General features: G+C 64.5%; 20 protein-coding genes. 7 read left to right on the top strand and 13 right to left on the bottom strand.

Annotated features, from left to right (window positions below):
• The first annotated feature begins 34 nt into the window (after window positions 1–34).
• The 6 genes from ACQY5K_RS09500 (at window position 35) to ACQY5K_RS09475 (ending at window position 5,675) form a co-directional block, all read left to right on the top strand.
• Window positions 35–1,438 carry an FMN-binding glutamate synthase family protein gene (locus ACQY5K_RS09500; RefSeq protein ID WP_428122397.1) on the top strand — a complete coding sequence of 468 codons (1,404 nt, stop codon included), beginning with the start codon at window positions 35–37 and terminating at the stop codon, window positions 1,436–1,438.
• Between the two features lies 1 nt (window position 1,439).
• Window positions 1,440–1,910, top strand: coding sequence for a hypothetical protein (locus ACQY5K_RS09495; RefSeq protein WP_428122396.1), 471 nt, complete (start codon window positions 1,440–1,442; stop codon window positions 1,908–1,910).
• Between the two features lie 52 nt (window positions 1,911–1,962).
• The gene (locus tag ACQY5K_RS09490; protein WP_428122394.1) at window positions 1,963–3,294 is read left to right on the top strand and encodes an NAD(P)/FAD-dependent oxidoreductase; all 1,332 of its coding nucleotides are present in this window, start codon (window positions 1,963–1,965) and stop codon (window positions 3,292–3,294) included.
• A gap of 123 nt (window positions 3,295–3,417) precedes the next feature.
• On the top strand, window positions 3,418–3,696 hold the full coding sequence (locus ACQY5K_RS09485) for a helix-turn-helix transcriptional regulator (RefSeq protein WP_428122392.1): 279 nt from the start codon (window positions 3,418–3,420) through the stop codon (window positions 3,694–3,696).
• A 12-nt stretch (window positions 3,697–3,708) separates the two neighbouring features.
• Window positions 3,709–4,329, top strand: coding sequence for a hypothetical protein (locus ACQY5K_RS09480; RefSeq protein WP_428122390.1), 621 nt, complete (start codon window positions 3,709–3,711; stop codon window positions 4,327–4,329).
• A complete protein-coding gene (locus ACQY5K_RS09475; protein WP_428122622.1) occupies window positions 4,317–5,675 on the top strand; it encodes an N-6 DNA methylase in 1,359 nt (452 codons plus the stop codon). Before ACQY5K_RS09480 ends, ACQY5K_RS09475 begins: the two co-directional genes overlap by 13 nt.
• A gap of 311 nt (window positions 5,676–5,986) precedes the next feature.
• Here the strand turns inward: ACQY5K_RS09475 and ACQY5K_RS09470 are convergent, their stop codons facing one another.
• The 12 genes from ACQY5K_RS09470 to ACQY5K_RS09415 all read right to left on the bottom strand — a co-directional run bounded on the left by ACQY5K_RS09470 (window position 5,987) and on the right by ACQY5K_RS09415 (window position 16,897).
• Window positions 5,987–6,397 (bottom strand): MamI family restriction endonuclease, encoded by a 411-nt coding sequence (locus tag ACQY5K_RS09470; RefSeq protein WP_428122388.1) that lies wholly within the window; start codon window positions 6,395–6,397, stop codon window positions 5,987–5,989.
• Window positions 6,398–6,500: 103 nt separating this feature from the next.
• A complete protein-coding gene (locus ACQY5K_RS09465) occupies window positions 6,501–7,712 on the bottom strand; it encodes an NAD(P)/FAD-dependent oxidoreductase (protein WP_428122386.1) in 1,212 nt (403 codons plus the stop codon).
• A 54-nt stretch (window positions 7,713–7,766) separates the two neighbouring features.
• Window positions 7,767–9,110 carry a flavin-containing monooxygenase gene (locus ACQY5K_RS09460; RefSeq protein WP_428122383.1) on the bottom strand — a complete coding sequence of 448 codons (1,344 nt, stop codon included), beginning with the start codon at window positions 9,108–9,110 and terminating at the stop codon, window positions 7,767–7,769.
• Between the two features lie 107 nt (window positions 9,111–9,217).
• On the bottom strand, window positions 9,218–11,602 hold the full coding sequence (locus tag ACQY5K_RS09455) for a DUF1989 domain-containing protein (RefSeq protein WP_428122381.1): 2,385 nt from the start codon (window positions 11,600–11,602) through the stop codon (window positions 9,218–9,220).
• A gap of 73 nt (window positions 11,603–11,675) precedes the next feature.
• Entirely contained in the window at window positions 11,676–12,107 is a 432-nt protein-coding gene (locus ACQY5K_RS09450; protein ID WP_428122378.1) for a hypothetical protein, read from the bottom strand.
• A 91-nt stretch (window positions 12,108–12,198) separates the two neighbouring features.
• Window positions 12,199–12,327, bottom strand: a complete 129-nt coding sequence (locus ACQY5K_RS09445; protein ID WP_428122376.1) for a hypothetical protein — start codon at window positions 12,325–12,327, stop codon at window positions 12,199–12,201.
• A 15-nt stretch (window positions 12,328–12,342) separates the two neighbouring features.
• A complete protein-coding gene (locus tag ACQY5K_RS09440) occupies window positions 12,343–12,558 on the bottom strand; it encodes a hypothetical protein (protein ID WP_428122374.1) in 216 nt (71 codons plus the stop codon).
• 162 nt (window positions 12,559–12,720) lie between these two features.
• Window positions 12,721–14,109, bottom strand: coding sequence for an ammonium transporter (locus ACQY5K_RS09435; RefSeq protein WP_428122372.1), 1,389 nt, complete (start codon window positions 14,107–14,109; stop codon window positions 12,721–12,723).
• A gap of 223 nt (window positions 14,110–14,332) precedes the next feature.
• Window positions 14,333–14,734, bottom strand: coding sequence for a hypothetical protein (locus ACQY5K_RS09430; protein ID WP_428122369.1), 402 nt, complete (start codon window positions 14,732–14,734; stop codon window positions 14,333–14,335).
• A gap of 32 nt (window positions 14,735–14,766) precedes the next feature.
• The gene (locus ACQY5K_RS09425) at window positions 14,767–14,994 is read right to left on the bottom strand and encodes a hypothetical protein (RefSeq protein ID WP_428122367.1); all 228 of its coding nucleotides are present in this window, start codon (window positions 14,992–14,994) and stop codon (window positions 14,767–14,769) included.
• A 45-nt stretch (window positions 14,995–15,039) separates the two neighbouring features.
• Window positions 15,040–15,750, bottom strand: a complete 711-nt coding sequence (locus ACQY5K_RS09420) for a helix-turn-helix domain-containing protein (RefSeq protein WP_428122365.1) — start codon at window positions 15,748–15,750, stop codon at window positions 15,040–15,042.
• A 166-nt stretch (window positions 15,751–15,916) separates the two neighbouring features.
• Window positions 15,917–16,897 carry an LLM class flavin-dependent oxidoreductase gene (locus ACQY5K_RS09415; RefSeq protein ID WP_428122363.1) on the bottom strand — a complete coding sequence of 327 codons (981 nt, stop codon included), beginning with the start codon at window positions 16,895–16,897 and terminating at the stop codon, window positions 15,917–15,919.
• Window positions 16,898–16,965: 68 nt separating this feature from the next.
• Here ACQY5K_RS09415 and ACQY5K_RS09410 point away from each other — a divergent pair, with 68 nt between their 5' ends.
• Window positions 16,966–17,373, top strand: coding sequence for a PPOX class F420-dependent oxidoreductase (locus ACQY5K_RS09410; protein WP_428122360.1), 408 nt, complete (start codon window positions 16,966–16,968; stop codon window positions 17,371–17,373).
• 96 nt (window positions 17,374–17,469) lie between these two features.
• On the opposite strand, the gene ACQY5K_RS09405 is transcribed toward ACQY5K_RS09410, so the two are convergent.
• Window positions 17,470–18,381 carry an MBL fold metallo-hydrolase gene (locus ACQY5K_RS09405; protein ID WP_428122357.1) on the bottom strand — a complete coding sequence of 304 codons (912 nt, stop codon included), beginning with the start codon at window positions 18,379–18,381 and terminating at the stop codon, window positions 17,470–17,472.
• Window positions 18,382–18,430: the final 49 nt, after the last annotated feature.

The following is an 18,430-nucleotide window of genomic DNA, read 5'->3' as shown; positions in this document are numbered from 1 at the left end:
GCGCCGGCTCGTCGTCAAGCACAGGGAAAGAGACATGGCCGATACGAACGAGGTCAACGTGAGCACCGATGTGCTCGGCAAGAGTCGAATCTTCACCCGCGAGGTCATCAACGACATCCACGTGAAGGCCGAACTCGGCCGCTATCGGATGCGGGGGTTCTCGATCTTCAAGAAGATCCCCCACTGGGACGAGCTGGTGTTCCTGCCCGGAACCCTCACCCGATTCGTGATCGAGGGCTACCGCGAGAAGTGCGACACCTCCACGGTCATCGGCTCTCGCTTCGCAGCCAAGCCGCTCGAACTCGAAATCCCGGTGTACATCACGGGCATGAGCTTCGGTGCGCTGTCGCTGGAGGCCAAGATGGCTCTGGCCAAGGGCGCGTCGATGGCTGGCACCGCCACCTGCTCGGGCGAGGGCGGAATGATCCCGCCAGAGCGCGACCTGTCCACCAAGTGGTACTACCAGGTCATCCAGAGCCGCTACGGCTTCAACCCCCACCACCTGATGCTGGCTGACGCGGTGGAGTTCTTCATCGGCCAGGGTTGCAAGGTTGGTCTGGGCGGCCACCTGATGGGCCAGAAGGTCACCGAGCAGGTTGCTGAGATGCGGTCGCTGCCGGCGGGCATCGATCAGCGGTCGCCGGCCCGCCACCCTGACTGGCTCGGCCCCGACGATCTGTCGCTGAAGATCCAGGAGATTCGCGAAGCCACCGACTACCAAGTCCCCATTCAGCTCAAGCTGGGGTCTGCCCGGGTGTACGACGACGTGCGCATGGCGGCCAAGTGCGGCCCCGACGTCATCTACCTCGATGGTGCCGAGGGCGGCACCGGTGCGGGACCGCATCTGGCCACTGAGGAGACCGGCATCCCGCTGATGGCGGCCATCCCTGAGGCCCGCCGGGCGCTCGAGGATGTGGGCCTCGCCGACGACATCGACCTCGTCGTGGCGGGCGGCATCCGCAACGGCGGCGACGTGGCCAAGTGCTTGGCCTTGGGTGCAGATGCCATAGCGCTGGGCACGGCGGCGCTGATGGCGCTCAACTGCAACAAGGAGATCCCTGGCGTTACCGACTACGAGGGCACGGTCGGCGTGCCCGCGGGCGAGTGCTACCACTGCCACACCGGCCGGTGTCCCGTCGGGGTGGCCACCCAGGATGTCGAGCTGCGCAAGCGCCTCGACGTCGATGAGGCCGCATTGCGGGTCTACAACTTCCTCATCACACTCACCATGGAAGTGCAGATGCTGGCCCGGGCCTGCGGCAAGACCGATGTCCATTCTCTGGAGCCCGAGGACTTGGCCGCGCTCACCTACGAGGCTGCCGCCATGGCCAAGGTGCCGCTCGCGGGCACCGACTACATCCCGGGTGTCAGCGAGGAGCGGAACATGCAAGAGATCCGCGACCTCTTCGACCGCTACGTGATCGACAAGGGAGTGTGATATGTCGCAGACCACGAACGCAGCATCCGCTCACACAGGCGAGAGCTCACGCGAGACCCGCACCGTCGCCATCGACGCCGAAGTCCTGGCGGGGAAGCGGTTTGCCTACCAAGAAGACATGTCGCTGGTCACCGACATAGATCTTCTGGCGGTTACCCCCGGGCACGACATCAACTGGCTCGAGGACATCACACTTCTCGAAGAGGACGGGGTGCCGGCGGTGTTTGACCGCTACTCGAACTCGTTCCTGAAGATTTACTTCGAGATCCCGCCCGGCCGCGAGGACGAGATCGCCCGCAAGGTGCTCATGAAGCACCTCATCGAGGGCAACAGCTACGGCATCACCCTCAAGGACATCCATTGCAAGTTCCCGCAGGTGGAGCTGGGGCCGTGGGTCGAAGAATCGCGGATCGTCGGCACCGACTGGCGCAAGCCGGTGCTGGAGGGCTGGACAGCCCCCGGCGGCCACTGAGCCGTCACTCAGAGAAGCCACTCAAAGAGACTGAACCGAGGAGGCTGCGGTTATGGCACTGCCGACCAGGGCCCGCTTTGTCATCATCGGCGGAGGCATTCACGGCCTGTCGACAGCTTGGAACCTTGCCCGCGATCTGCGATCGTCGGGACGGGGATCGGGCGACGACATCGTCGTCATCGACAAGACCGGCGTAGGCGCGGGCGCCTCGGGCATCGCCTGTGGCGTGATTCGCAACAACTACTTCCAGCCGGCCATGCGAGAGCTCATGGCCCACTCGGTGGACGTGTGGGACAGCGACCCTGACGCGTTCTCGTATCACCCCGTGGGGTACATGCAGATCAGCCATGAGGCGATGCGCTCCGACGTGGCGTCGATCCACGCGCAGCAAGAGGCCATCGGCTACTCGTCCACGTTCGTCGAGGGTGCCGAAGCCTCGGCCACCTACATGCGTGGGATCTTCGATGACTGGCAGGCACAGGGCATCACCAGCGTCCTGCACGAGCACCGGGGCGGGTATGCCAACAACATGGCCTCGCTCAAGGGGCTGCTCGGCAAGGTCGAAGCCGAGGATGTCAACGTCGTCGGCGGCGTGACCGTGACCGGGTTCGACCAGGACAACTCTGGGGCGGTCACCGCCGTCCTCACCGATCAGGGACCCGTGGCGTGCGATCACGTCGTGGTGGCGGTGGGACCGTGGGTGCAGAAGATCTGGGCGATGCTGGACCTGCCGACGACAACCGACGTTCTCGCCAGCGACGGCCAACTGCACAGCCGTCCGACGTGGACTTACATGTGCCTGCAGGAAGGCACGCTCACAGTCGACCCCGGCTTTCTCACCGACAATGAAGGCAACATGCCGCCGGTGGTGCACATCGACACTGATGCGCCCCTGTACGACGCCGACGGGCTCGTCACCGAAGGGCCGTGGGGCATCTACTACAAGCCGGACTTCAACTTCGGCGGCATCCAGGGCGGCTATATGCCTTACGTCGTGGATAAGCCGTCTGCCGAGGTGGCCGTCGACCCGTACGGGCCCGACTCGCCCGACTTCGTAGTGGGTGGCGACTTCTACCGCACTTGGACCGCTGCGTTGGCCCACTGCCACAAGCGCTTCGAGGGCAAGACCCACCTCATCAGCGACGAGCCTTCAGGGGGGATCGGCAGCTTCTCGCCCGACAACTTCCCTGTGTTCGACACCTTCTGCGACAACGCCTACTTCATTGCCGACTCCAATCACGGCTACAAGATGATCGGCGTGGGTGCGCTGGTGGCCAAAGAGCTGCTGAGCGAGCCTCAGGCACTGCTCGAGCCGTTCCGCTATTCGCGCTACGCCGAGGGCCGGCTCCACCCGGTGAGCAACTCGCCGTACCCTTGGAGCTAGCCGCTGCCGGAGACGGCTAGGCGCGGGCGCTCGACCCATCGCCTACTGCGCCATTCCACCGCGCGGTCAGCATTGTGCTTGAGGGTGCGTCAAGAAATACGCAACGTGTGTCACGATGCGGGTGTGGGTCGTCGCATCGACATCGATGAACTCGTCGGCGCAGCCGAGATCGCTGAGCGGCTCGGTGTCAAGCGCCTCCAGGTTGTGCATGACTGGCGTCGGCGTCATGCGGAATTCCCGCGGCCAGTGGTGGCAGTCTCGCGGACACTCGTCTGGTACTGGCCGGAGGTACGCCGATGGGCGATCCAGACCGGTCGCCTCAGCGGCGACGAGGAAGTCGCTGTCACAGGGCCTCGTGACAATGGAGCACCGAACAACGATGGCGTCGCCATGACAGCGTGACAGGAGGCATTCATGAAGACAGCGACTGCCGCGCCAGTTGATCTGGCCAGCGAGCTAGATGGCCTTCACCAGCTTCTCTACCGGCGCGGAGGAATTCGCCCTTCGAACGCTGCGGTCGATGAACTCACGAAGTTGCTGTTGTTGAAGATCGCAGCCGAGCGCGAACCAGACGCCACGATTGCCAACTTCGGAAGGCTCGGATCCATCTTGGACGATATTCGGCTCGGCGGAGACGAGAGCGTCCAGCTGGCCAAGGCGGCATTCCGAGTAGCGAACAGCCTGCCGTCCCTCGGCGCACGCTTGCCAGACGGCGAGTTTCAGAGTGTCTGGCCTCTGGATGAGCCCCTTCGAATCTCACGATCAGATGTGCTCGCGGAGGCCCTGCGCATCCTTGGGAGCATTGAATTCGGTGTTGTCGGTGCATACGACCCCTTGGGCACGGCCTTCGATGTCTTCCTCCGAGGCAGGTACGAGCACGCGGGAGGCCTCGGGACCTACCTGACGCCAGAAGGCATTGTTGATCTCATGGTGAACGTTGGCTTGGAACTCCTTGGGGCTGCTGAATTCGAGGGCGCCGGTTCAACCCTCATGGGTGACCGTGCTGTGGCAGCGGCCGCTTCCTGGTTGGTCTAATTCACGAGGCTCGGAGGCGTGGGCTCTACGAGAATTGGCTTGAGAATGGTCGCCGGCTGTTCGGAGCGGACCAGTCTGCGTCGTCGGTGGCGATGGCCCGTGTGAATCTCATGGCAGCAGGGGTTGGCGCGCCCGAGGTGTTGGTCGTGGGCGACTCGATCACAGATCGGCAGGTATCTCGACGGTGTGGTGAGTTCTCGTTGATTCTGACCAATCCCCCGTTTGGTGACAAGAAGTACGACTCGGCCGAGGGAATCGAGCGGGCTGCCTTGTACATTCCAAAGTTGGCAGGATCCCCGCGGATCGACCCCGCGCTCGCATTCGTGGCTCGATGTGTCGAGCTTCTCGCGCCGGGTGGCGTCGCAGGAATCATTCTTCCCGATGGCGTCGGTGACGGCCGAGCGATGCGACAGCTTCTTCTCGAAGAAGCACGACTTGACCTGCCGCTCAGCGTGGAGGGGGTGATCAGTCTCCCGGCGGTCACTTTTGCTCCCGCTGGCACTACTGCGAAGACCAGCGTGACCTTTCTTCGCAAGTCGGCATCAGAGCCGAAGAAGTACGTGTTTCTTGCGCGTGCTGACCACGTTGGATTCGTCATGAGCAAGGGTTCTCCAGCGCGAGATCCAAACGGCGATGACCTTCCCGGGCTCACGACCGAGATCCGGCAATTCGTCACCGATCCATATTCTTGGCGACCGTCAGGGCAGGTAGCCAGGAGACGGTTTGCCGAGATGACGTGCCTCGACGCCTCAACCCTCGACGAAGATGCAGAGGTCGCTCGCGCTTCGCTCAAGGACGCCGGGGGTTTCGAAGCGCGGACAATTCTGCACTTCGAAGGCAAGCGTCGTACGCGCCTCGCTGGCGACGTGCCGTTCGTGTCGGTCCTGCATGTGGACGAACTCGGCACAGTCGACTGGCATCTTGCGCGCATCCATAGGCCCGTGACCGCAGGCCAACTTGCAGAGCCCGGCGAGTTGCTCGTTTCGCTGCTCAACCCGCGCAAGTTCAGAGCTGCAGTAGTTCCTGCATGCATCGGTCGGGTCCAGTGTTCGGCAGAGTTTGGGGTATATCAGCCAGACATCGATCCCTATGCGGCCTTGGTGCTGCTCCAGCATCCGTTGGTTCGTCGGCAGATCGCCCCATTGGGCCGAGGTACATCGAGTTCACGACGCCGCATCGATGCCGAGGATGTGCTGTCGCTCATGCTCCCGCCATTCGACCACACCTGGACATCACGAGTTGGAGAGACTGCGAGAGGTCACTTTGACCACATTGCGACCGCGAAGGGTGGATTGCGTGATCTGTATGTGCGCCTACAGAAAACGAGTTTCCAGCTTCCGGCGTGATCGTCCCGAGGGATGAGGGGAGAAGGGGCCATGGCGTCGATTGCTGCTCGCTTGGCGCAAGTAGCGACTACGGCACCGAGCATCTGCCTGGGTTCGGATCCCAGTGATCGACCTCGAGATAGTCCACGCCTCTGATGTCCAATTGAATCGCTCGAAATGCAAGCGGAAGCGCAATGTCGCCGCTCTGGTTCGTAGCGACATCGGAATTGGGCCCAGCACGGCGGATGGAGTTGGAAGTTTCCTGACGACTGCTTCTCAGCCCACGTTCTGACAACGTTGCAGAAGACCTCATCATGCGGGGTTTCAACAACTCACACGCGGACCCGGACCGGAAATTCCTCGCCTTTCTCAAGTGTGTCGAACAGGCCGAAGTAAATCGCGGGGTTGCTCAGGTAGGTTTCGACGGCCGACGAAGTGTCCAGCTTGTTGTTCCAGCGCGGCTTGTCGACCCCGCCGAGTGTGCTCGCGATCTTGATCTCGGAACCGTCGGCGAGATCTGCTCCCTTGCCTCGGCTGCCTCGGCCCCGTCCCGGAATTCCAGAGACCAGGCTCACGAGGTGTTGGCCGAGGTATCCAGAGTCGATCTGTGCTGACTGGCCGGTGATGTGCTGCCAGCGCACGAGCTGGCGGTATTGGCCGATCACGGCGTCCTCGATGAACGACTTGGCTAGGCCACCACGCACTTGTTCATTCAAGTCTGCGACGGACGGCTCATGATCCACGGGGCGAAGCTAGCCCACTACTACATGGCTGATCTCAAGGAACGACGGGGCCCCGTGCGAGTCGAGGCAACGGCCAGTGCGACAGGGGTTTTCGAGGCGGAGGCTAGGCGCGGGCGCTCGGCCCGTAGGACAGGTGCATGAGGTCGCCCTCGGCGAAACGCGAGGGGCGCAATGCCCGGGTGTCGATCGCCGGAGCGTCACCCACCTGGTCGACGCCGAGCACGCGTGCGGCCATGATCTCGCCGAGCGCCGGTGAGAGCTTGAGCCCGTGCCCAGAGAGGCCCACGGCCAGGTAGAGGCCGTCCACCGGGGCGATCTCATTCGCCCAACCGACGATGGGGTGGTAGTCCGGCGACACGTCGTAAGCACCGCTGGTGACGCTCACGGTGGATGCAACCGACATCTCGGGAAGGCGTTCGCCGATGGCTGCTTGGAGGCGCACGTCGTGAGCTGAGTGATCAGCCTCCGTTGCCTCGGCCAGTGGATCGGCGACCACGGGCATCTCGGGCGGGTAGGCCACGGCCACGATGTGGCGTCCCATGTCGGGGCGGATGACCAAATTGGAGTTGCCGTCGGTGATGCATGTGCCCAGCGCCCGGGCCCCTGGGCGCTGTTCGAGCACCGCCATTTCGAGCCGTCGCCGCTCGACGGGAACGTCCACGCCGAGCGGATCGAGCAGGTCGCGCGCCCATGCCCCCGTTGCGGCGACGACGACAGATGCCCGGATCTCGCCCGCGGCGGTAGCGACGCCAGTGACGGCACCGCCCGAGGTGGTGATCCCTTCCACGGCGAGCGGCGCCAGCACGTCAGCGCCGGCTGCAGACGCTGCTGTGAGCCAACTCAACACCATTTTCGTGACGTCGATGTAGCCGCCGTCAGGTTCGTAGGCACCCCCCGCGAGGCCGTCCGCGTTCACGAGGGGTTCGATCTCGGTGATCTCGCTGCCCACGACGAAGCGGGTGTCGACGCCGAGGCCCTGGCCGAGATCGATGTTGTACCGGAGCCCTTCGAGTTGGTCCTCGACGACCAGCAGCATGTAGCCGAACCGGGCGTAGCCGGGATCGCCGTAGCCCACCTCGGAACTCCAGTTCTGAATGCAGTAGAAGCCCCGCTGAGCGATGCGCACCATCAGCTCGTTGGAATAGTGCTGTCGGATCTGGCCGAACGTCCGGCCCGAGATGCCCCCAACGGGCGCCCGAGCATCGACGATGGCCACTCGCAAGTCCGAGTGCCGGGCGAGCTGGTAGCCGATGCTGGCACCGGTGACCCCGGCGCCGATTACAACGACATCGACTTTGGTTGGGATCGCCCTCACAGCTCCGCCTTTCAACGCAATTTCTGGACGCGGCCCTCCGGCGTGCCCAGCCGATCAGCCCGAGTCGGCCAGATAGGACTCGAGCGAGTCATCGAGCGCGTCCTCCCAGGGCGTGTGGTGCACGGGAGCCTGCGTGCCCGTCACCGGCGAGGTATGGCCGTGGTCGCGGTAGCCGAGGATCGACTGTTTCTTGTGCTTCTTCCAGTCCTTGAACATCTTGTTGATGAGCGGTGTGTTCGGGTCGGGACAGTCGGTCTGGTCGAGAAGGTCCTGGGTGTAGTCGCCTTGGAAATCGATGGCGCCGTAGTCGTCGGGCACCTCGTCTTCCGCGGCCTGGAAGTCATCAATCCAGCGGGCTTGGGTGTCGGCGTCGGGCAGCTCGATGCGGCGCAGAATGACGTCACGGGCGTACCAGGTCTGGGCGTCGAACATGTTGAACGTGTACCACTGGTCCTGCATCCCCAAGTACAGCATCCGGTTCTCGGGCTGGAACACCACACCCCGGTAGAGCATTGACGAAGCGAGCCGGTTGGCGGTCTTCAGCCGCAGGTCGTCGTCGATGAACGGGAAGTGGTGGAGGTAGCCCGTGCAAGAGACGATGGCGTCAATCTCGGCGCTGGTGCCGTCGGTGAAATGCACCGTGCGACCGTCCACGTGGGTGAGGATCGGCTTTTCGGTGATGCCCTCGGGCCAGTCGAAGCCCATCGGCCCGCTGCGCGACGAGCAGATGACCGACTGCGCCCCGTACTTCCACAGTTGTGATGCAACGTCCTCGGCCGAGTAGCTCGACCCGATGACGAGCACAACGCGGCCTTCGAACTGCACGGCGTCACGGAAGTCGTGGGCGTGCAGAAGGGTGCCCCCGAACGTCTCATACCCGGGGTAGTGGGGCATGTTGGGCGTCGAGAAGTGTCCGGTGGACACCACGACCCAGTCGAAGTCCTCACTGGTGGTGACGGCCGTGCCGTGATTGTGCGTCGTCACCGTGAAGCCGTCGCCGGTGGACGACCGGCTGACGCGCCGCACTGATTGGTTGAACCGGACCTTGTCGCGGATGCCGCTGCGGTTGGCGCGGCCGATGATGTAGTCGTAGAGCACCTCGCGGGGCGGGAACGACGCAACCGGCTTGCCGAAGTGCTCTTCGAAGCCGTAGTCGCCGAACTCCAGGCATTCCTTGGGACCGTTGGACCACAGGTAGCGGTACATGCTCCCGTGGCACGGCTCGCCATGTTCATCGAGCCCGGTACGCCAGGTGTAGTTCCACAGTCCGCCCCAGTCGTCCTGCTTCTCGAAGCAGACGAGCTCGATGTCCGCGGCCTGTGTCGAGTTGTCGCTGGCGAACGCATGCAGCTGCGAGAGTCCGCATGGCCCCGCGCCGATGATGGCTACCCGTGTCATATCTGAATCCCCCCTGTGATTAGATGTTTATACAACGAGAGTAGAACACCGCTCAGTCTTGCATCCCCGTGCAGGGTTGCAAGACACGCTTGTCCGGGTTGTTCGGCCTAGGCGAGACCGCGGACCCGGGACTTGTCGGGATCGTAGAACGGGTACCGCACTACCTCGGCACTGATGCGCTTCTCGTGGCCGTCCAGCTTGCCCACCTCGACGGCTGTGCCGATCTCGTTGTAGGGCAACGTCATGCGGCACAGCGCGATGTTCTTCCGCAGGATGGGAGAGATGGTGCCGCTGGTGATCTCACCGACGTGGTTGCGCCCCATGTACACGCCGTCGCCAAGCCCCGCCGGCTCGCCCCCTTCAAGTTCTAGGCCCACCAGCCGCCTCTGGGGGTTGTCGCGCCGGTCGAACAGGGCATCGCGCCCAATGAAGTCGTCTTCCTTGGTCTTGAGCGGGACCGTGAAGCCGATCCCCGCCTCATAGGGGTCGGTCTCGTCGCAGAACTCGTAGCCGGCGAAGATCAGCCCGGCCTCGATGCGCAGCATGTCGAGCGCAGTCAGGCCCATGGGCACGAGCCCGTGCGGTGTGCCCGCCTCGAAGATGGCGTCCCACACTGCCGGGGCGTCGGAGGGGTGGCAGAACACTTCGAAGCCGAGTTCGCCGGTGTAGCCCGTGCGTGAGACGACGATCGGGATGCCGTCGTGGTCCCCGATCCGCGCAATCGCGAACCGGAACCAGCCCAGCTCCTCCACGGTTGGCTGGTCGGGGCGCGTCCAGATGACCTCGTCGAGTATGCGGCGGCTGTTGGGGCCTTGGACCTGCAGGTTGTGAAGCTGCTCGGTGGAATTGCGCACCCACGCCCGCAGCCCCAGCCGCGCGGCCTGCTCCCGAAGCCAGATGCCGCTGTAGCCGAGCTGGCCGCCGATCCAGCGGAAGTTCTCGCGCGCCAGCCGGAAGACGGTGCCGTCGTCGATCATTCCGCCGGTGGGGTGGCACATAGCGGTGTACACGACCTGCCCGTCAGCCAGCTTGCGTACGTTGCGGGTGACGCACGTCTGCATCAGCATCTCGGCGTCGGGTCCGGTGACCTCGTACTTGCGCAGCGGCGACAGGTCGATGGCCGCTGCGGCCTGCCGGCACGCCCAGTACTCCTCGACGGCGCCGTGTGCCGTGTAGTGGTCGGCCAGCCAGTAGCCGCAGTACTCGCTGAAGCTGCGCGTCAACTCGGACGTGCGGGCGTGGAATCCGGTCTCTTTGGTCAGTTGGGCCTCGGAGTCCGCGGTCATTCTGATCGCCGTCGCTTTCTTGAACATGTTGGCTGCGGGGTACACCCGCACCGCGATGTCGGTGGGGTTCCAGCCGTTCGCAGCGTCGACATCGCACGGACACGAGGTGCTGACGCACACCAAGTCCTCCAGCGCCCGCAGCAGCACATAGTCGCCAGGGCGCGACCACGGCTCGTCGAGGTAGATCTGATTCGCGTCATCCACCTGGGTGTTGTAGAAGAAGTTGATCGCCTCCCAGCCCCGCCGTGCAGCGACTCCGAAGGGATCGAGGACCCCGTTGATGTTGTCGGTGCAGTTGATGTGGCCGGGGTAGCCCATCTCCTCGTAGTAGCGGGCGTTGCAGGCAGTGTTGAAGGTGTCGTGGCGGCCCACCGTGTCCTGAACCACTTCGACAAGCGGCGCCATCTTGGCGTTGAAGAACTTCGAGTACAGGCCAGGTGCCGGGCAGCTCGCTCCCATGAGGGAGCGGGTGATGGTGGCGTCGAGGCCGAGCTCGGAGCCCGCTTCGAGGTCCGCCACTGCGAAGCACTGGAAGTCCGAGCACTGCCGTCCCTCCATGTCCACTACTTGGAACCAGTCGCCCTTGGACACGTGGTAGGCGCGAGCTGTGCTGGCCAGCACGATGAAGTCCTGGCTGGGGTCGGCCAGCGGTGTCGGCAGCAACGGCTCGGCGTCAGCGCCAGCAGGTTTGATGCGGTGGACGTAGGCGATCAGATCGGTGGGCGGAGCACCGCCATGAGCAGACATGGCGCCTCCAGGCGCGGACACCACGCAGGCGATGTCGGCATGCGCGACCACGCGGGCGCTGCTGCCCGCAGGAGCGTCGCCGTCGAAGAGTCTTCGTGGCGTTGCGGCCTGTATGGCGGCCATGTCGATGCCAACACGCTCGAGCCCGGCCCGCACCCGGCGCGCGTCGTGCAGTGCCGCCGAAAGGATGCCCACAGCGGCCCGCTCGTCCGACCGACCATGTCGCCCGTTGTCACTTCCGGCTGCTGGTTCCAGCAATCCGGGGTCTGAATGCCCGTCGGCGTCGAAGGCCACCAGCTCGCACGGCTGTCGGCCTTCAGGATCGACGACTTCCAGCTCGTCGTCGGCGTCGAGTGCCAGCACAGTCGCGCCGCCGCCCGTCACTCGGTAACGCTCCACTCCCGGTCCGAGCGTCATCAGTCCCGGCACCAGCACACTTGGCTGTTTGGCTGCGAGCATGGCTCTTGCTACCTCGGCATCGGCCTGATCGGTGTTCGGGCTCCCCGGCGGTGCAGTTCGACACCTCGCCGCGTCATTGTCGCCGACCCAGTGGTCCCGAGAGCCCTCGACGGGGGGGCTCGCCCGTGTCCGGGTCAGAACCGTCGCTCCCACGGACGCCTGCGAACATGTCCCACACGAGCAGGACGACAGCCACAGCCGAGGCGATGGCCGCAATCCACAGTCCGAGTCCCGGATCGGGACTGCCGATGCCGGAAGGATTGAGAATCTCGCGTACTGCGATTGCGCCTGCGAAACCGGCGCCGATCCACGCCGGGCGCCAGCCGATCTGCACCAGCGCAATGGTCACGATGCAAACGGCAAGGAGGAGCCGTCCTACACCGGCGTTGATGCCGCGCACCGTGTCGGAGCCACCGAATCCAGCGTTGATGTGCCACGGCAAGAACATCGCTGCGCCAGCCACCGCCGAGCACAATTGGGCAATTCGTTTGCGGGCGACTCTCACGTTGTCACGCTAGATCCCGAACGCACGGACAGATGCTGCGTCGCCGGTGGGCGACGCAGCATCAGCCGTGTTGATCTGGATGAGTCTGCCGTCAGGCCACAACCTGGATGCAGATGATGGCGAACACGATGCAGGCGACGGTGAAGGCCACCACCGCCATCTCGACCCGCTTGTCGTGGCCCTGCAGGCCTTGGAACGCAATCTGCTTGCGACGTGCCATCTCAGTCCTCCCGAGCTAGTTGTACTTCTCAGCGAGACGGTCGGCCGCGTGGTTGAGCAGCCTGTCCTCTCGTACGGTCACCACAACTGCCGCGATCACCGAGACCGCGATCCCGATGAATGCAAGGACGTACGAGGCGGTGTTGCCGCCCGGACCCCAAGTGAAGTATCCGGTCGTGCCGTCGGCTGCTTGGATTGCGGCTTCCCAGCTGTCGTAGGGGAAGGTGTTCATTCAGTCCTCCTTAGTGCTGAACGATGTCAGTGGTTATGCCGGTCATGTCCCTGTGCCTCCTGCTGCGCTCGTTTCTGCTTGCTCCAGTACCCGGCGGTCGCAACCAGCAGGTACATGACGACGAGTGCGAGAACGAGCTGCAGCCATGAGGCGGACACCCGACTAGCGGTTGGCGAGGTAGTCGGCCTTCAGCGTGTCGGCTGCAGGCCCCTCGGATCCGTCGGCATGGATGATGGGCTCTTCGGCTCGGCCGAACTCCGGATAGAAGTCCGTCTCGTACTCGGCCATGTCGAGGCCCTCGATCTCCACTTCGGGGGGCACCCGCAGCAGATTGAACCTTTTGAGGATCCAGGATGCGACGTAGCCGGTGACGAACGCCAACGCAAAGATTGTCGCTGTGCCCACGAGCTGGCCCAAGAAGGTGGTCTTCACTCCGGCGGGCCCTGTCGGGTAGCCACCGGCGAAGATGCCGACAGCCATGACACCCCAGAAGCCCATGACACCGTGGACCGACACAGCTCCGACCGCATCGTCGATGCGGGCCTTCTGCTCGATCCAGTTGCCCACCATGTAGGCGAGACCGGCCGAGAAGAACGCAAGGATCAGCACCAGGTTCGGGCTGTAGATGTCGGCTCCCGCCGAGACAGCCACGACGCCGGCGAGACCTCCGGAGATGGTCCAGAACGGATCGCCCTTGCTGAAGATGTAGCCGCCGGCGAAGCCGCCGGCGAAGCCCATCGTGATGGTGTAGGTGATCGCCGACAACGTGGCCGGGTTGAAGTAGATGTTGGCCCAGCCGGGCGTGGTGTCGGCCGTGATGGCCAGACACGCCGCGTAGAAGGCGTAGAAGGCGGTGAAGATGATCATCAGACCCATCAACGTGAGATGGAGGTTGTGGGGCTTGAAGGCCCGAGTACCGCCGTCCTTGTCGTAGCGGCCGATTCTTGGCCCGAGGTTGAAGAGCACACCTAGAGCGAAAATCCCAGCGACGCCGTGGACCACGCCTGAAGCGGCGAAGTCGTGGTAGCCGAAGTGGACCGTCAGCCAGCCGCCGTAGCTCCAGCCCCAAGCGGCCGCAACTACCCAGACGATGCCGCCCATCAGCGCTGTCAGCCACAAGTAGGCCGAAATTCGAATTCTCTCCAGCACCGAGCCCGACATGATCGAGCCCGTCGTCCAAGAGAACAGGACGAATGCTGCCCAGAAGACGCCGGTGATGTTGTCGCCGAGGTTCGGTCCTGCGGAGCCGTCCCACGGCAAGCCGTACTGGTCACCGCAGAAGAAAAGCCCCCCAAGTCCTGCGGGGCTTGCTCCATCGGGTGACCCGGTAAATTTCAGGCCCTCCTGCATGCAGAAGTACACGTACCAACCGATGTAATAGAACGTCGGCGTGACCACGGCGATGGTCATGATGTTCTTTATCGCCGTCGACATGACGTTCTTGCGACGGCTTACCCCTGCCTCGTAGGTCATGAACCCCACGTGCAGCAGCCACATGATCGCGACTGTGAAGAAGTAGTAAGCCTCGGTGAACACAATAGATGTGTCCATTGCGTCTCCCCCTGTTTCGGTTCGGCGCTCGAGTCCCCATCAACCCGTGCGCCAGAGCAATTGGGGAGACCGTAACACGTTCGCAATGTTGGGGTGAACATCAACCGTCTGATGGGTTGATCTTGAACCTCGTGGCCGATCGGCGGACGAAATCTGCGGATACGTCACGCGCGCCTGTCGACCTTGCGGCGGCGTCCGGCTGTGCTCGATCGAGGGGCGTCGGTCAGCTGACGTCTGACTCGCTGACGATGACCTGGCGGATCTCGCCGGAACTGGCGTGCACCCAGATGGCCGCATGATGAAGGAATTGTTCCGGTCCCCCATCGGGCTCGCCGACCGTGAAGAGCACGATCCACATCGCGGTCGGTGGGAAGCCTTGGCGGAGAATCTTGGTCTCAGTCCGCTCCGGTGTGAAGGACTCAGGGTGGGCATCGAGGGCGGCGCGAGCGGTGGCTATGGCCTGGTCCTCTTCGATGTCGACTCCAGAACAGCTTGCTGGAAAGAAGACGAGGGAAACAGCCAGGATCAGGCCGACGACGAGGAGCAGCACCGGGCGCCCCGGCATCGCTCTGAGGCGACCCCACGGGCTCTTCGAGTTCTCGGGCACTGGCTTGTCTTCAGGCATCTTGGCGTCCTACGGCTCGCAAGCTTGTGAGATCACGCGTCTGCCCGAGGGCGCACCAAGAAGCGCAGGATGACGAAGCCCGCCACATGCGTGATGGCGACGAACGCCACCCACCACAGTAAGACAGTCGTCCGGTAGCCACGTTCGCGGCATTCCCAGAACGTGAGACCCACGGACGCGGCCAGCAGGATCCAGAGCACGAGACTCCCGCGAAAAGCGCCGCTATCGCTGATCCAGTCGGCGACGATCATCAGGCCCATTGCGCCCGCCTCGTTTCAGCGACTGCGCTCAGCAGGCCCATGTGATCATCCCCCCGCTGGCGCACGCGGCTCATTGGCCGGGTACACCTTGATGGAAATGAACCGTATCGGCAACTCGACGAGCTCGACCGGGCCATGGGCTACCTCGCCGTGGATCTGCATGGTGTCGCCCGTGTTCAGCAAGTAGGCCTTGCCGCCGTAGCCGTAGTAGAGCGACCCCTCCAGGACGTGGAGAAATTCCACGCCGGGGTGCTGGTACAGCGGGAACACGCCGCCTGGCTCGGCGATGGTGGTGATCATCGGCTCGATGACGCGGTTCGGGCCGCGCAAGGCACCGAGGTCCTGGTAGAGCCGATCGTGCCCGCCCCGGTCGTGGTGGATCTCGTGACCTTCGCCTGCTCGGACGATGACCAGGTCGTGCTCCTCGTCGAGGCCCCGGAACAACGCGGTCACCGGCACCTTGGCCGTGGTGGCCAGGCGCACGAGCGTCGACAGGCTTGGCGCGCTCTGGCCGTGCTCGATCTTCGAGAGCATCCCCAGCGAGATCTCGGCTTCGGTTGCGAACGATGACATCGTCATGTTCAGCTCCCGACGGAGCTCTCGGACGCGGCTGCCGACGACACGGCACAGTTCGGCAGCCGTCAGCGGCGAGTCGATGGCGGCCTCTGCGAGGGCCAGCGTGTCGGGATCGACAATGTCACGAACGGTGCCGGGGCTTTCACGCGGGTCAGGACCCGCTGTTTCCCCACTTGTCATTGCCCAGATAGTGCCAGATGGGGGCTGCGGATCGGTACGTGGCAAGTGTTGCGGGGGCTCGTCGGTGTGGACGCGCCGGCGCTGAGATCCGGGCCGTTGCACCTGTCTATTGGGTTTCGCCTCGCGGTTCGCCGCTGCTGGTTTTGTAGTGCGAATGCGTCAGCGCTCAGATCTCGGCCGCCGCGGCGAATGCCCGCAGCTCGCGTTCGACGTCGCCCATCGGCTGGAACGACACTTCGGTGATGCCCGCTGCGGCGAGGCGTTCCATCCGCTCGCGCACCTCTTCGGCACGGCAGACGAATGGCGCGATCGGCAGCGACTCCGGCGTGAGCACCTGGCGGTCGATGGCGTTCAGCTCGGTGAGGTGGCCTTCGTGCAGTGCGAGGTGCCGCTTGTCGGGATCCATGGCATCGGTGATCTCGGCGAGGCGTTCGGCGTTGGGAAGGTTCGACAGCCGCGCATCGCGCTGCTCGAGGAAGGCGTGGTAGGCCACACTGACACCTGGGCCCGCAGTATCGAGCACCCGGGGCGATTCGATCGTCTCGTCGTCGTCCATGATCGTGCCGAAGCCGAGAAGGATCACATCGTCGATGCCGCCGTAGTCGGCGTCGGGCCGGGGGCGCGAGGTGAACACGCCGCAGCCCATCTCTGCGGCGGCAGCGAGGCCACGAGGGCCGTTCACCGCAACGATCCACGGCACCTCGATCGGCCGCTCGACCGCTTGGCCCGGCCAATGCAGCATGCGTGCTGCCCGTCCGTCGACATCGATGGTTTCGCCTCGCAGCAAGGCCTGGATGTCGGCCACCATGTCGGGGAAATCTGCCCATCGCAGCGGCTTCTGGCCCATCGCCCGCCGCCCTGTGAAACCGGTGCCGGCACCGATGATGACCCGTTCGGGTCCGACGAGCCCGACAAGCGTCGCGATTGCTGCCGCCGTCGTCATCGGGTGGCGCAGCGATGGGATCATCACTCCCGGTCCGAGACGGATGCGTTCGGTGCGCACTCCTGCGAGCGCGAGCGTCATCCAGACGTCGAGCTGCAGTGCCGGCGTGTCATACACCCAGGCGGTCTCGTAGCCCAGTTCTTCGGCCAGCACGATGTGATCGGGCGTGGCGGGAACCGGCGGGAATGCGGCGGAGATCTTCATGCGCGAAGTCTCGCGGACGCGGCCGGCTTCCGAGGAATTGACGACACCACGTGTGCGATGCTGCGCCGATGGAGATCTCGAAGGCGCTCGACTATGTCCGCAAGAACGACCGTGCGGTGCTGGCCACCAAGTCGCGTGACGGCACTCCGCAGTTGTCGCCGGTGACGGTGGCAGTCGTCGACGACACGGTGGTGATGAGCACTCGCGAGACCGCGTTCAAGACGAAGAACCTGCACCGCGATCCGCAGTCGTGGCTGTGCGTGTTCCCCGAGAAGTGGCTGGGCCGCTGGGTTCAGCTCGAATGCCAGGCCGAGATCATCTCGGGCGAGGCTGCGCTCGATCCGCTCGTCGAGTACTACCGCACGATCAGCGGCGAGCACCCCGACTGGGACGACTACCGCCGGGCGATGGTCGAGGACCAACGCTGCTTGGTCCGCTTCCACATCACCAAGGCCGGCCCCGACAAACACGGCTGAGCTGGCGAGGCTGAGCTGGCGAGGCTGGTCTCTGCCGGGGCGGCTGATCCGGCGAGGCTGGTCTCTGCCGGGGCGGCGTATCGAATCGGGCGGAGCTCAATACCAGTCGTAGGCGGCGCGGGACCGCTGTGCCCAACTGGCTTGGCTGATCTGGCGCATCTTGTCGCCGAGGCTCGACATCTGGTCGGCGTAGAGGCCGATCCCGACGTCGTGCCACGAGCCGTGGCCGGCAAACACCCACTCGACACGGAGCGTCGAGAGCAGGTCCATCGAGCCTGCGAGTTCGTCCCACGAGTGGAAGGTCTGTTGGGGAAAGACGTCGAGCTCGTGCCGGCGGTGGTTCCAATGGAGAGTGTCGCCGCTGAACAGCCACCGGTCGTCGACGTGGAAGACAACCGAGCCTTCGGTGTGGCCCGGCACCGGGATGGCGACGGTCCCCGGCGAGATCACGGCGGGGTCGTCGCCGTCGAGGATCACCGTGGCGTAGGGAGCGGCGTCTGCGTCGGCGGCATGGATCCACACCTGAGCGCCATAGCGCTCGGCCCACCGGTCGGCGTCGGCGACGTCGTCGCGATGGCTAAGCAGCACGTGCCGGATGCCACCGAGGTCGTCCACTCGTTCGGCGAGGCCGCGCAGGTAGCGGGGCGAGTCGACCATGAGGTTCCCGTCGGGCCGTTCAACGAGATACGAGTGCGCCCCGAACGAAGATCGGGCGTTGTGCCCGAGCGCCCACACACCGGGTGTCAGCTCGTAGGGGAATGGCGGGCTGGGCGGGCGACGGATTTCGAGGTTGCCGATCGACTGCGTCGGGCAGGCCTCGACGGCACGCCACAACGCCGCGGTCTCGGCCGGACTTTCAGGTTGGCGCGCCAAGTAGGAGAGCCCGCTGTCGTCCATCTCGATGAGACCGGGTGCCCAATGCCGGGCGACGTCGCATCGGATGCAGCGCGTATCGACGAACCACGGCCCGTTGACGTTGTCCGGATGCGCTGCGTCGACACGAGCCATCGCCAGCACCCCCTCGCGTCTCTCGCCCGAATGCTAAGTCCGCTGCACC

Source organism: Candidatus Poriferisodalis sp. (genome assembly GCF_965262965.1).
Taxonomy (GTDB): domain Bacteria; phylum Actinomycetota; class Acidimicrobiia; order Acidimicrobiales; family Poriferisodalaceae; genus Poriferisodalis.
The sequence above is the reverse complement of the archived record's forward strand: the minus strand, read 5'-3'. Positions and strand labels throughout refer to the sequence as shown.